The following is a 13,633-nucleotide window of genomic DNA, read 5'->3' on the forward strand; positions in this document are numbered from 1 at the left end:
GCTATCGGGAGCAAGCCCCCTCCCACATTTGGAACTCAACCAGCCTTGCGGACGGGGTGCGGCACTGAACAGGCCTCATCCAAAAACTTCACCACGGTCCCCATGCAGGCCTGGCGTTCTTCTACGTGTGGCATGTGGCTGGAGTCTTCGAACAGCGCCCAGCGTACATCCGCGATCTCATCCAGAAACGGCTTGACCACCAGTGGGGTGGCCTCGTCATGTCGGCCCGAGATCACCAGGGTCGGCACCTTGATCGCCGAGAGGCGGCCAATGGATTTCCAGTCCTTCAGACTGCCGATCACGTGGAACTCGGTCGGGCCGCTCATGGCGTGATAAACCGTAGGGTCTGAATCGACCTGGGCGAAAGTGCGCGCCACTTCCTCCGGCCAGGGGTTCACGCGGCATACGTGCTGGTCATAGAACACCCGCGAGGCGGCGAGGTATTCCGGGTCCTGATAGGTGCCAGCGGCTTCGTGCTTGAGCAGGGTTTCGTGCACGCCTTCCGGCAGCAATTGGCGCAGGCGATTGGCCTCGCTGACCCAAGTGCGCATGCAGGTCGGGGAGTTGGCCGGGATGAACGCGCGCAGACCCTTGGGTTGCAAGATTGCATGTTCACTGCCGAGCATGCCGCCCCAGGACTGGCCGAGGATCGCGTAGTTGTCGCTGATCTGCAGGTGATCCAGCAGGTTATCCAGTTCCTTGAGGAACAAGTCGACGGTCCAGAAGGACGGATCTTTCTCAGGCAAATGCGTGGAGCGGCCATTGCCCAGTTGGTCGTAGTGGATGACCGCGTGGCCGCTGGCTGCGACGTCCTTGAAGGCGTCGACATAATCATGGGTACAGCCGGGGCCGCCGTGGATGACGACCAGTGGTGTACGGCCGCTGGACAGGTCGCCAGTGACGCGATACCAGGTCTGGTAGGCGCCAAAGGCCGCATACCCTTCGCGAATTTTTTCGATGAATTCCATTTCGTACCCTGCTCTGAAAAAAGGCTCAGGGACACGATAGTCTGCGCGCGAAATTTAGGTAACTAGCAAAACAGCTAGGTTTTGCCGATGGATCAGTCTTCCAGCAGGCGGTAATGGGTAGCCCGAACCACCGCCTGGACTCGGTTTTTGGCGCCCAGCTTGTGCATCGCCGAAGCCAGGTGCAGCGTGACCACCGCCAGCGAACGGCTCAACTGCGTGGCGATTTCAGCAGCGGTCAGGCCTTCGGCGGCCCATTTCAGGCACTCGCGTTCGCGTTTGGTCAGGTGAATATGGGGGTAGGTGCGCAGTTCCTTGCTGAACAGCGGGTAGGCTGCTTCCTGCAACGCATGGGAAATCACACTGAAATCCGACAAAGTTTGCTGCGCGTCCTGCAACACCGTGTGCGCGCTACCGATACGCAGGCCGGTCAGCGAAGCAAAGCCACCACGGGGCAGGTGGATCGGTACGCTGACGCCGCAGGTCAGCTGCTGGTCATGCAGGTAGGATGAAACCGGCGCGTGGCACGGATCGATGATTTTTTGCAGTGGGGTGTCGGCCTTGGCTTCGTAGGACCATACGAACGGCGATACCGTGCTCAGGGCCAGGTGTTGCACCGGGTCGATCTGGTAAAACCCTTTGCTGCACCATAATGCGTGCCAGTCGGGTGGTGTATTGCGCAGTTCCAGCACCGAGGGGGTGATCAATGCGCCGTCCTGGTCGATCGGCACGGGGGAGTAGTCGTACACCAGCGCATCGAAGCCTAACTGTTGAGCGAGGATAAACGCGTTGTCCATCTGCTCATCCAGGCTCCTGCCCGGCATCAGACGATTGTTGAAGGCAGTCAGCTTGGTCAGCATCCGTTCTGCTCCCGAATTCATTTGAATCTCGACATGCGGCAAGTAGAATGCCACGCCCCGGCGAAGGACTGCCAGGCCAAACCTATAAGAACTACTAGGTTATGGACGCGCGGCATCCTCGGTAGTGTTGGCCTGACAAGCGGCCGCTACTCGCCAGGCCGATACAACACAAGGAATGTATGCATGTGGCGTGAAATTGCCCCCGACCAGCAGTACAACGTGCAAGTCGACGGCCATAACCTCGTGGTCTACAGCTTTGGCGAAGGCGATGAGGTGCTGTTGTGCCTCAACGGCGGGCCAGGCCTGCCGTGTGACTACTTGCGCGACGCCCATGGCTGGCTCAAAGAGCATAACCTGCGAGTGGTTGCATTCGACCAGCTTGGCACGGGGGCATCAGCCAGACCGACCGATGTTTCCCTGTGGGAAATACGCCGTTATGTCGAAGAAGTCGAATCCGTGCGCCAGGCACTGGGGCTGGGCCGTGTGCACTTGCTCGGGCATTCATGGGGCGGCTGGCTGGGCATCGAATACGCCATCCATTATCCCGACGCGCTGAAAAGCCTGATCCTGGAAAACACTGTCGGCGACATTCCGCACCTGTCCCAGGAGCTGGAGCGCCTTCGCGGCGCCTTAGGCAGCGAAACCGTGGCCATGATGCAGCGCCATGAAGCCATGGGCACCCTCGATCACCCGCAGTACCAGGCCGCGATCACCTTGCTCAACTATCGCCACGTGTGCCGTCTGGACGAATGGCCCGAGCCGGTCAAACGCTCCCTCGGCGACTGGAACATGGGCCCCTACGAAACCATGCAGGGCCCTAACGAATTCCTCTATGTCGGCAACCTCAAGGACTGGAACCGCATCCCCGAGATGGCCGATTTCAAGATGCCGATCTTGATCACCACCGGCCAGCACGACGAACTCACCCCGGCCTGTGCCATGCGCATGAAGATGGCGGCCAGACACGCCGAACTGCACGTATTCCCCAACAGCAGCCATATGCCGTTCTACGAAGAACCCCAGGCGTATTTCCCGGTGCTGCTGGACTTTCTTGCTCGCCACCGAGGCTGACGGATGAACTTGGCGCGCTACCGTTTTGTGCTGTCCCGGCCGCTGCAATTGCTGCCGGTGCTGTTTGGCATCAGCCTGATTACCTTTGTGCTGGTGCGCTCGATCCCCGGCGACCCGGCGCGTGCGTTGCTCGGCTCGCGCAGTACACCGGACGCGTTGCTGAAAATCCGCGCCCAGTACGGCCTCGATCAGCCGTTGTGGCTGCAATATTTCTATTTTCTGAAGAACCTCCTGAAGGGCGACCTCGGTCAATCGCTGCTGTACAAGGTCGACGCGCTGAAGCTGATCGTCACCCGTATCGAGCCGACCCTGGTGCTGGTACTCGGCAGCGTGGTGCTGGCGCTGCTGATCGCGGTGCCCCTGGCAACCTGGGCTGCGCGCAATAAAGGCGGCTGGGCCGACAACCTGATCCGCGTATTCACCACGGTGGGCCTGGGCATGCCGGCGTTCTGGCTGGGTTTGATGCTGATCCTGCTGCTGAGTGTGAAATGGGGCTTGTTCCCGGTGTCCGGCTACGGTCGCACCTGGCTGGACAAGGCACACCATATGGTCCTGCCGTGCCTGACTATTGCCCTGGCGCTGTCGGCAGTACTGGTGCGCAACCTGCGGGCGAGCATGTTGATGGAGTTGCAGGCGGACCATGTTACCGCTGCCCGTGCGCGCGGACTGTCCGAAGCCGCCGTGTTTCGCCGCCATGTGTTGCCCAATTCCCTGGTGCCAGCGGTCAACCTGCTGGCAGTGAATATTGGCTGGCTGATCAGCGGCACAGTGGTCATCGAAAGCCTGTTCGCCATTCCTGGCATTGGTCAGTTATTGGTGCGCGGCATCTTTACCCGCGACTACATGGTGGTGCAGGGCGTGGCCATGGTGTTGGCCTGCGCGACGGTGGTGGTGAACTTCATCGCGGATGTGGCGACGGTGGCCCTCGACCCGCGGGTGAAAATGCAATGAGCAGCCGCCCGCTGATTGCCCCATGGCGCTTGCGCCTGCGCTTTGGTTTTCGCAATGGCCGGCTGACGGCCGCGTGGGGGCTATTGATACTGTTGGTGTGGTTGACCCTTGCGCTGTTTGCGCCATGGATCGCGCCTTTTGATCCGATTGCACAGAACACCGATATCAGTTTGATCGGTCCCAGCCTGGCCCATCCATTCGGCACCGATAACTACGGTCGCGACATTCTGTCCAGGGTCATCTGGGGCGCACGTATTGACCTGCAGTTGGCCATCATCGGGGTCATTTTCCCCTTCATGATCGGCACCTTTATGGGCGCGGTCTCGGGTTACATCGGCGGTCGTTTCGACAGTTTCTGCATGCGTGTGATCGATGTGATCCTGGCGTTCCCGTTCCTGGTGCTGATGCTGGCGATCATGGCCATCCTCGGCCCGGGCCTTAAGAGCTTTTACATCGCCATGGCGCTGGTGGGGTGGGTCTCGTATGCGAGGCTGATCCGTTCGCAGATCCTGGTGCTCAAGGAAAGCGACTTTGCCCTGGCCGCCAAGAGCCTGGGTTTTGGTCATGGGCGCATCCTGTTCCGGCATTTGCTGCCGAATGCGATGTTTGGCTCGATTGTGTTTTCCATGTCCGATGCGGTGCTGGTGCTGCTCAACGGTGCCGCCGTGAGCTACCTGGGCCTTGGGGTGCAACCGCCGACCGCCGAATGGGGGACGATGGTCGCCGAAGGGCAGGCGTTTATTACCACGGCCTGGTGGATCTGCACCTTTCCGGGGTTAGCCATCGTGACCCTAGCCATGGGTTTCAGCCTGTTGGCTGATGGTGTGGCGCAAGTGTTAGGGGATCGGTCATGAGTCTGCTTCAGGTACGAGACCTCAGCGTAATCGCCAATAACGCGGGGCGCGATGTCACCTTGGTCGACCGCGTCTCCTTCGACCTGGCCGAAGGCGAAATCCTTGGTTTGGTGGGCGAAAGCGGCTCGGGCAAGACCATGGCCTGCCGAGGCCTGATGCGGCTGCTGCCGTCGCCTGATCTGCGCGTGCAGGGCGGTGCCGTGTGCCTGGCCGGTCAGGATCTGCTGTCACTGGATGACGCGGGCATGCGTGCGATACGCGGCGGGCAATTGGGCATGATTTTCCAGAACCCCAGCAGCCACCTCGACCCGCTGATGCGCATCGGCGAGCAGATCGCCGAGGGTATTCGCCTGCACCAGGGCGCGTCGAAAAAAGATGCCCGACGACACGCCATCGACGTACTGCGCCAGGTGGGTATTCCCGATCCACAGGCGCGCGTCGACAACTATCCTCACCAGTTTTCCGGCGGCATGCGCCAGCGCGCCATGATCGCCGTGGCCTTGGCCTGCAACCCAAGGGTACTGATCGCCGACGAGCCGACCACCGCCCTGGATGTGACCGTCCAGGCGCAAATCCTGCGTCTGTTGTTGGACCTGCGCGACCAGCGTGGCTTGTCGATCATCATGATCACCCACGACTTGGGCGTGGTGGCGCAAACCTGTGATTCCATCGCGGTGATGTACGCGGGGCGCCTGTGCGAACACGGCAGTAAGTACGACCTGCTGGCCCATCCGCAACATCCGTACACCGCTGGCCTGATTGACTGCCAGCCGGCCCACAGCAGTGGCCACGCCTTGTTGCGCACCATTCCCGGCCAGCCGCCGTTGCTGGATGCCTTGCCCGGCGGCTGCCGCTTCAATCCGCGCTGCCCGCAGGTCGGTGCCTTATGTACCGAGGTGCTGCCAGAAGGTGCCCGCGTAGCCTGTCACTATCCGCTGGGAGCGCGACCATGAGCCTGTTGCAGATCAAGGATCTGGAGGTGCGCTTTGCGGCGTCCGGCAGCGGTTTGTTTGGCCTGAACACACAGTGGGTGAGGGCGGTGAACGGTGTGTCGCTGAACCTGGCGGCCGGCGAAACCCTCGGGTTGGTGGGCGAGTCCGGCAGCGGTAAAAGCACCCTTGGCCGGGCGATCCTGCACCTCAACCCGATCAGCGCCGGGCAGGTGTTGTTCGATGGCATCGACATGGCCCATGGCAGCGCGATCGAGATCGCGCGTTTGCGCCATGAAACGGCGATGATCTTTCAGGACCCCTACGCCGCGTTGAACCCGCGCCAGACCATCGGCGAAACCATCGCCGAGGTGCTGCGGGTGCAGCGCAAAGTCCCAGCAGAGCGCATCCCGGCGCGCGTCAACGAACTGCTTGAGCTGGTCGGCTTGCGCCCCGAACTGGCCAGTCGAAAACCCGGCTCCCTCAGTGGCGGTCAATGCCAGCGCGTCGGCATTGCTCGCGCCTTGGCGGTGGAGCCGCGCCTGATCATCGCCGATGAGTGCGTGGCGGCGCTGGATGTGTCGATCCAGGGGCAGATCATCAATCTGCTGTTGGAACTGCAACAGCGCATGAACCTGGCCATCCTGTTTATCGCCCATGACTTGGCCATCGTGCGGCGCCTGTGCGACCGCGTGGCGGTGATGTACTTGGGCAAGATCGTCGAGGAAGGGCCCGTTGAGGCAGTGTTCAGCGCGCCGCGTCATCCCTATACGGCGGCGTTGATCCAGGCGATTCCGGAGATCGATCCGCATCGGCCATTGCCTGCAGAACCTTTGCCCGGTGAGCCACCGAGCCCACTGAATTTACCCACCGGCTGCGCCTTTCACCCACGTTGCCGGTATGCGCGCGCCATGTGTTCCGTGGCGTCGCCGCCTTCTCATTTCCTGCACGAGCATCGATACAGTTGCGTGCTTGAATCACCTTTGCTTTGACCCTTCCCTGCCATTCATGAACAAGGAGTTATGACATGCAATCCCGTCACTTGAAGTTGCTCGCCGCCGCTACGCTTACGGCTTGGTCGCTGACCGCTGGTTTGGCCCAGGCCGCTGGCGTCCTGACTATTGGCTGCCGTGAAGACAGCACCACGTTCGACCCGATCAAAAGCGCGCAAAACCGCGACACCTGGGTGTTCGCCAACGTCTACGACACCCTGGTGCGCGTGGATAACCTGGGCACCAAGATGGAACCGGGCCTGGCCGAAAGCTGGGACATTTCCAAGGATGGCCTGACTTACACCTTCAAACTGCGCGATGCGAAATTCTCTGACGGCTCGCCGATCACCGCTGAAGATGCGGCGTTCAGCCTGCTGCGCATCCGCGATAACAAAGCCTCGCTGTGGGCGGACCCTTTCAACCTGATCAACACGGCCAACGCCGCCGACCCGAAAACCCTGGTCGTCACCTTGAAGACGCCTGCCGTGGCGTTCCTCTCGCAACTGGCTTCCCCGACGGTTTCGATCCTGTCGGAAAAAGCCATGACCAAGATGGGCGAAGACGCCTACTCGGAAAACCCGGTGACATCCGGCGCGTTTACCGTGGAGGAGTGGCGCAAGGGCGATCGGGTGATCCTGAAGAAGAACCCGAACTTCTGGCAGGCCAAGAATGTGAGCCTGGATGGCGTGGAGTGGGTCTCGGTGACCGACGACAACACGCGCATGCGCATGGTGCAGAACAACGAGCTGGACACGGCGATCTTCGTGCCGTTCTCCCGGGTTGAAGAGCTGAAGAAAGACAAGAACGTGGTGATCCACGCCGACCCTTCCACCCGTGAAGATCACCTGTTGATCAACCACGCCCATGGCCTGCTGGCCAAGCCGGAAGTCCGTCAGGCGCTGGACATGGCCATCGACAAACAATCGCTGGTCAAGACCGCCACCTACGGTCAGGGCACCGTGGCCTATTCCTACATTCCAAAAGGTTCGCTGTACCACTACGCCAACAACCTGCAACGCCCGTACGACCCGGCCGAAGCCAAGAAATTACTGGCTGCTGCCGGTGCCAAGGACTTGAAGCTGAACTACGTGGTCAACGCCGGCAATGAGGCTGACGAGCAGATCGCGGTGATCATCAAGGACCAGTTGGCCAAAGTCGGCGTCACCGCCAACCTGCAGAAGGTCGACCCGACTCAAAGTTGGCAGATGCTGGTGGACGGTGAGTACGATATTTCCGTGATGTACTGGACCAACGACATCCTCGACCCGGACCAGAAGACCACCTTTGTGCTGGGCCACGACACCAACCAGAACTACATGACCCGCTACAAGAACGACAAGGTCAAGGACCTGGTGGCTGCGGCGCGGATTGAGGCGGACCCGGTCAAGCGTGAGCAGATGTATGTGGAGCTGCAAAAACTGGCGAAACAGGATGTGAACTGGATCGACTTGTACTACAGCCCCTACATCAACATCTCACGCAAGAACGTGAGCAATTTCCTGCAAAACCCGCTGGGGCGCTTCACCCTTGAGGAAGTGGTGAAGAACTAAGTAAACCCAATGTGGGGCGAGACCTGTGATGAGCGGGCTTGCCCCGCGCTGGGCTGCGAAGCAGCCCCAGTACAGCCAGCGCGATCTGACAGAGAAATCGCGCTGGCAGGTTTTGGTGCCGCTTCGCAGTCCCGCGCGGGGCAAGCCCGCTCACTACAAAAGCCAACTCACACAGCGAGTTGGGTGTCAGATGTTACTGCGCATCAAACGCCTGCCCATTGATGCCGGCACTGTCCGGCCCCATCAGGTACAGGTACACCGGCATGATCTCTTCCGGCGCGGGCCTTTCCATCGGGTTCTCCCCCGGATACGCCTGGGCCCGCATGCTGGTACGAGTGCCGCCAGGGTTGATGCTGTTGGCCCGCACCGCTGCCACATCTTCAAGCTCATCCGCCAAGGTCTGCATCAAGCCTTCAGTGGCAAACTTCGACACCCCATAAGCGCCCCAATACGCGCGGCCCTTGCGCCCTACGCTGCTGGAGGTGAACACCACCGACGCATCCTTGGACAGCTTGAGCAGCGGCAACAAGGTGCTGGTGAGCATGAACATTGCGTTGACGTTGATGTGCATCACCCGCATGAAGTTCTCACCGGAGAGCTGCTCGATGGGCGTGCGCGGGCCGATGATCGAGGCGTTGTGCAGCAGGCCGTCGAGGTGGCCGAATTCTTTTTCGATCATGGCTGCCAGCTCATCGTACTGATGGGGCAGGGCGGTCTCCAGGTTGAATGGGATCACCACTGGCTGCGGGTTGCCGGCCGCTTCGATTTCGTCGTAGACCTGGGCCAGATTGGCTTCGGTTTTGCCTAACAGCAGCACGGTAGCGCCATGGGCGGCATAGGTTTTTGCCGCCGCCGCGCCAATCCCGCGACCGGCGCCGGTCACCAGGATGACCCGGTCTTTGAGCAGTTCTGGACGTGCAGAGTAATCAAACATAAAAAGCCTCGACAGAATTCAGCAGGTTACAAACAGCGAGCTGGAAAACACTGAAGATCCCCTGTGGGAGGGTCTTGCCCCCGATACTGGTGTATCAGTCAGCAAATGCAGTGACTGACACACTGCAATCGGGGGCAAGTCGAATCGTCGCACCGCCCCTCCCACATTTGGATCTTTATCAATCACTAAGGCCGGTGAGCCATTAGCAACTGCACAGTGCGTTATCCAGCACCTTGCGCAGTTCCAGTGGGTGATCCACCACTACATCTGCGCCCCAGTGGCGTGGGTTGTCGTCCGGGTGGATATAGCCGTAGCTGACCGCCGCCGTGCGCGTGCCGGCATCGCGGCCGGACTCGATGTCACGCAGGTCATCGCCCACGAACAACACGCTGGCCGGGTCCAGACCGAGCATCTTGCACGCCAGGATCATCGGTTCCGGGTCCGGCTTGCTGTTTGTCACGTGGTCCGGGCAGATCAGCAGGGCCGAACGCTCGGCCAGGCCCAACTGCTGCATGATCGGTTCGGCGAAGCGTAACGGCTTGTTGGTGACGACGCCCCAGACCAGCTTGGCCTTCTCGATGTCTTCCAGAAGCTCGGCCATGCCGTCGAACAGCTTGCTGTGCACCGCGCAGTCCTTCAGGTAGCGCTCCAGGAATTCCTGGCGCAGTTCCTCAAAGCCCGGTGACTCCGGGTCCATCGAGAAAGTCACGGCGACCATCGCCCGCGCACCGCCGGAAATTTCATCGCGAATATGCTGCGGGTTGATCGGCGCCAGGTCGCGGTCGGCGCGCATGGCCTGGCAGATGGCGATGAAGTCCGGCGCGGTGTCCAGCAAGGTACCGTCCATATCGAAGAGAACCGCTCGCAACTTCACAGGCTTACTCCTCGCGCAGGGTCTGGATCATGTAGTTGACGTCAACGTCGCTGGCCAGTTTGTAGTGCTTGGTCAGCGGGTTGTAGGTCAGGCCGATGATGTCCTTGACGGTCAGCCCGGCCTGGCGGCTCCAGGCGCCCAGTTCGGACGGGCGGATGAATTTCTTGAAGTCATGGGTGCCGCGCGGCAGCAGCTTCATGATGTATTCGGCGCCAATGATCGCGAACAGGTAGGCCTTGGGGTTGCGGTTGATGGTGGAGAAGAACACCTGGCCGCCGGGCTTGACCATGCGGAAGCAGGCGCGGATCACCGAGGAGGGATCCGGTACGTGCTCAAGCATCTCAAGGCAGGTGACCACGTCGAACTGCTCGGGCATCTCTTCAGCCAGGTCTTCGGCTGTGATCTGGCGGTATTCCACGTTCACGCCGGACTCCAACTGGTGCAGTTGTGCCACGGCCAGCGGCGCTTCACCCATGTCGATCCCCATCACCGTGGCGCCGCGCTGGGCCATGGCTTCGCTGAGGATGCCGCCGCCGCAGCCGACGTCCAGCACCTTCTTGCCGGCCAGGTTGACGCGTTCGTCAATCCAGTTGACCCGCAGCGGGTTGATGTCGTGGAGGGGTTTGAACTCGCTTTCGCGGTCCCACCAGCGGTGGGCCAAGGCTTCAAACTTGGCGATTTCTGCGTGGTCGACGTTGCTCATGGTGAATCCTCTAAATCTGATAAATCGGTTTGTCGGTCCTGAACACTCAGGTTCAGAGCCAGCGTTATTCGGTGTGCCCGCTGATGCGTTTTCCCCAGGCAATGGCCGTGGCGGTCAACTGTTGTTCATCCATGCGGGTGAGTTGCCGATCGTCGAGCAACTGCTTGCCGGCGACCCAAAGGTGTTTCACGCAATCGCGCCCGGTGGCATATATAAGCTGTGAGACCGGATCGTAGATCGGTTGTTGCGCCAGCCCTGTGAGATCGAAGGCGACCATATCCGCCGCCTTGCCCACTTCCAGGGAGCCAATCTCGCTTTCCAGGCCCATGGCCCGCGCACCGTTGAGCGTAGCCATACGCAATGCACGGTGCGCGTCCAGCGCGGTGGCCGAGCCGGCGACGGCCTTGGCCAGCATCGCAGCGGTGCGGGTTTCGCCCAACAGGTCCAGGTCATTGTTGCTGGCGGCGCCATCGGTGCCGATGGCCACATTGACCCCAGCCTGCCACAGACGCTCCACCGGGCAGAAGCCGCTGGCCAGTTTAAGGTTGGATTCCGGGCAATGGATAACGCTGGTGTTGCTTTCTACCAGCAAAGCCAGGTCGTCCTCGCTGATTTGAGTCATATGAACGGCCTGGAAGCGCGGCCCCAGTAATCCGAGACGGCCCAAGCGTGCCAGCGGGCGTTCGCCGGTCTGTTCGACGGCTTGCTGTACCTCGAAGGCGGTTTCGTGCACGTGCATATGGATCGCGGCGTCCAGCTCTTCGGCGATCACCCGAATCTTTTCAAGATTGGCATCGCACACGGTATAGGGCGCGTGGGGGCCGAACGTAATCTTGATGCGCGGGTGGTGCTTGAGGTCGCCGAACAGCTCGATGCCCTGGCGGATCGCCTCATCGGCGGTACTGGCGCCGGGAATCGGGAAGTCGAGGATCGGAATCGCGATCTGTGCACGCATGCCGCTGTTGTGCACGCAATCGCTGGCGACCTTGGGGTAGAAGTACATGTCGGAGAAGCAAGTGATGCCGCCCTTGAGTTGCTCGGCGATGGCCAGGTCGGTGCCATCACGCACGAAGGCTTCATCGACCCACTTGGCTTCGGCGGGCCAGATGTGTTTTTCCAGCCAGGTCATCAAGGGCAGGTCATCGGCCAGGCCGCGAAACAGGCTCATCGCCGCGTGCCCGTGGGCGTTGATCAGGCCTGGGCTGAGCAGCATCCCCGGCAGTTCGCGCACCTCAGTGGCTGACAGCTTCAAGGCAGCGGCCCGCGGCCCGATAAAGGCAATGCGCCCATCGCGGATGCCCACGCCATGTTCCTTGAGCACCACGCCAGCAGGTTCGACAGGTACCAGCCAGGTTGGCAGTAGCAGTAAGTCGAGCGGGGCGGCAGTGGAGGTCATCGCAGGCTTCTTCCCGGGCAGCTATAAAAGAAGCGCGAAGTATACCCGAGCGTCCTGGCTGGCGGATCGCTATAATCGGCGGCTTTTGTTCATGAGTGCGGAGTAAGGGATGCGCGACCGACTGTTGGCAGCGGAGAAAGTGAAGGCCATCGATTGGCGTGATGGCACGCTGCACCTGCTCGATCAGCGTGCCTTGCCGTCCCAGGAAAACTGGGTGGCCTGCTCCACGGTCGACGACGTGGCTGCCGCCATTCGCGCCATGGTGGTGCGTGGTGCGCCGGCCATCGGTATCAGTGCGGCCTATGGCTTGGTTCTGGCCGCCCGTGATCGTATGGCCGAGGGCGAAGACTGGCAGGCTGCGTGGGAGGAGGATTACGCACTGCTGGCCGATACTCGTCCCACTGCGTCGAACCTGTTCTGGGCCCTCAAGCGCATGCGCGATCGCCTGGATCGCATCAAGATGCACGCCGATCCGCTGGCAGTCCTGGAAGCAGAGGCCATCGCGATCCATGAAAGTGACCGCGAAGCCAACCTTGTGATGGCGCAATTGGGCGTTGAGCGGATTCGCAAGCACCAGGGCAACGCCCAGGCGATCCTGACCCACGGCAATGCCGGCGCGTTGGCGACGGGCGGTGTCGGCACGGCCCTCGGGGTTGTGCGTGCGGCCTTCTTGGAGGGCTTGGTTGAACACGTCTATGCCAATGAAACCCGGCCCTGGCTGCAAGGTTCGCGGCTGACGGCCTGGGAGTTGGCGGGCGAGGGCATCCCTGTCACGGTCAATGCCGACTCGGCGGGCGCGCATATCCTCAAGACCAAAGGCGTGACCTGGGTGATCGTCGGGGCTGACTGTATTGCGGCCAATGGAGATGTGGTCAGCACGATCGGCACGTACCAGTTGGCGGTGTGTGCCATGCATCACGGCGTGCGGTTTATGGTGGTAGCGCCGAGTTCGACCTTGGATCTGATGATGGCCACTGGCGAAGATGTTGCGTTGGAAGAGCGCGATCCCGGTGAGCTGCTGGAGGTCAACGGGAAACGGCTGGAGGTTAATGCGTTTAACCCGGTATTTGATGTGACTCCGGCCGACCTGATTGATGTGATTGTGACTGAGAAGGGCGTGGTTGAGCGGCCGGATACGGCGAAATTGGCCAAGCTGATGTGCCGTAAGCGGCTGCATTGAGGGCTGCGGTGTCTGTGAAATGGCTACCGGGGGCAAGCCCCTCCCACACTTGAATGACGAACACAGTCAAAATGTATGAGGGGGCTTGCCCCCGATTGGCCCTGAAAGTCAATAAAACCCTCGGATCCGCCCTCAAAAAAAAGCACCACCCCATCTCTGAGCCCCTCTCGTCCCCCTCAAGCCTGTCATCCGTCAAATTACTAGTCTCCATGCGCATCAGGGGGATAGGTGCGTGGCGGCGATTGTGATAACATCCGGCGGTTTCCAGGGCCGCCCCGAGGGGTTGCCTATAACGTGCAGATCCGTGTCATAACTCGTTGATTTGTCGTAAGTCGTTGTCAGGCACTCTGTCGGCAGCGGCGAGCTTCGTTCGT

General features: G+C 60.9%; 13 protein-coding genes. 7 read left to right on the plus strand and 6 right to left on the minus strand.

The annotated features are described in order from the left end of the window. Nucleotides 1-35: 35 nt before the first annotated feature. Nucleotides 36-968, minus strand: coding sequence for a proline iminopeptidase-family hydrolase (locus AOA61_RS07120; RefSeq protein ID WP_032888886.1), 933 nt, complete (start codon nt 966-968; stop codon nt 36-38). A gap of 92 nt (nt 969-1,060) precedes the next feature. Further along, entirely contained in the window at nt 1,061-1,825 is a 765-nt protein-coding gene (locus AOA61_RS07125; RefSeq protein ID WP_032888888.1) for a LuxR family transcriptional regulator, read from the minus strand. 183 nt (nt 1,826-2,008) lie between these two features. Between AOA61_RS07125 and AOA61_RS07130 the strand changes: the two genes are divergently transcribed. From AOA61_RS07130 to AOA61_RS07155, 6 genes are read left to right on the plus strand one after another with little or no spacing between them, the layout of a single operon-like run. After that, entirely contained in the window at nt 2,009-2,896 is an 888-nt protein-coding gene (locus AOA61_RS07130; protein ID WP_095184185.1) for a proline iminopeptidase-family hydrolase, read from the plus strand. Nucleotides 2,897-2,899: 3 nt separating this feature from the next. Then, nucleotides 2,900-3,847 carry an ABC transporter permease gene (locus AOA61_RS07135; RefSeq protein ID WP_032888892.1) on the plus strand — a complete coding sequence of 316 codons (948 nt, stop codon included), beginning with the start codon at nt 2,900-2,902 and terminating at the stop codon, nt 3,845-3,847. Continuing rightward, on the plus strand, nt 3,844-4,701 hold the full coding sequence (locus AOA61_RS07140) for an ABC transporter permease (RefSeq protein WP_032888893.1): 858 nt from the start codon (nt 3,844-3,846) through the stop codon (nt 4,699-4,701). Before AOA61_RS07135 ends, AOA61_RS07140 begins: the two co-directional genes overlap by 4 nt. Next, nucleotides 4,698-5,654, plus strand: a complete 957-nt coding sequence (locus tag AOA61_RS07145; RefSeq protein ID WP_099601426.1) for an ABC transporter ATP-binding protein — start codon at nt 4,698-4,700, stop codon at nt 5,652-5,654. The genes AOA61_RS07140 and AOA61_RS07145 overlap by 4 nt, the downstream gene beginning before the upstream one ends. Continuing rightward, nucleotides 5,651-6,622 carry an ABC transporter ATP-binding protein gene (locus AOA61_RS07150; RefSeq protein ID WP_099601427.1) on the plus strand — a complete coding sequence of 324 codons (972 nt, stop codon included), beginning with the start codon at nt 5,651-5,653 and terminating at the stop codon, nt 6,620-6,622. Before AOA61_RS07145 ends, AOA61_RS07150 begins: the two co-directional genes overlap by 4 nt. 35 nt (nt 6,623-6,657) lie before the next feature. Beyond that, nucleotides 6,658-8,172, plus strand: coding sequence for an ABC transporter substrate-binding protein (locus tag AOA61_RS07155; protein ID WP_032888899.1), 1,515 nt, complete (start codon nt 6,658-6,660; stop codon nt 8,170-8,172). A 193-nt stretch (nt 8,173-8,365) separates the two neighbouring features. Here AOA61_RS07155 and AOA61_RS07160 read toward each other — a convergent pair whose 3' ends face one another. From AOA61_RS07160 to AOA61_RS07175, 4 genes are all read right to left on the minus strand, one after another. Further along, nucleotides 8,366-9,106, minus strand: a complete 741-nt coding sequence (locus AOA61_RS07160) for a YciK family oxidoreductase (RefSeq protein ID WP_099601428.1) — start codon at nt 9,104-9,106, stop codon at nt 8,366-8,368. Nucleotides 9,107-9,308: 202 nt separating this feature from the next. Continuing rightward, on the minus strand, nt 9,309-9,980 hold the full coding sequence (gene mupP / locus AOA61_RS07165; RefSeq protein ID WP_032888903.1) for an N-acetylmuramic acid 6-phosphate phosphatase MupP: 672 nt from the start codon (nt 9,978-9,980) through the stop codon (nt 9,309-9,311). Between the two features lie 4 nt (nt 9,981-9,984). Next, nucleotides 9,985-10,683, minus strand: coding sequence for a bifunctional 2-polyprenyl-6-hydroxyphenol methylase/3-demethylubiquinol 3-O-methyltransferase UbiG (ubiG, locus tag AOA61_RS07170; protein ID WP_017734479.1), 699 nt, complete (start codon nt 10,681-10,683; stop codon nt 9,985-9,987). A 64-nt stretch (nt 10,684-10,747) separates the two neighbouring features. Next, nucleotides 10,748-12,079, minus strand: a complete 1,332-nt coding sequence (locus AOA61_RS07175) for a TRZ/ATZ family hydrolase (protein WP_099601429.1) — start codon at nt 12,077-12,079, stop codon at nt 10,748-10,750. Between the two features lie 109 nt (nt 12,080-12,188). Between AOA61_RS07175 and mtnA the strand changes: the two genes are divergently transcribed. Beyond that, nucleotides 12,189-13,259 (plus strand): S-methyl-5-thioribose-1-phosphate isomerase, encoded by a 1,071-nt coding sequence (gene mtnA / locus AOA61_RS07180; RefSeq protein ID WP_099601430.1) that lies wholly within the window; start codon nt 12,189-12,191, stop codon nt 13,257-13,259. Nucleotides 13,260-13,633: the final 374 nt, after the last annotated feature.

The organism is Pseudomonas sp. 2995-1 (genome assembly GCF_002742505.1).
Lineage (GTDB): Bacteria > Pseudomonadota > Gammaproteobacteria > Pseudomonadales > Pseudomonadaceae > Aquipseudomonas > Aquipseudomonas sivasensis.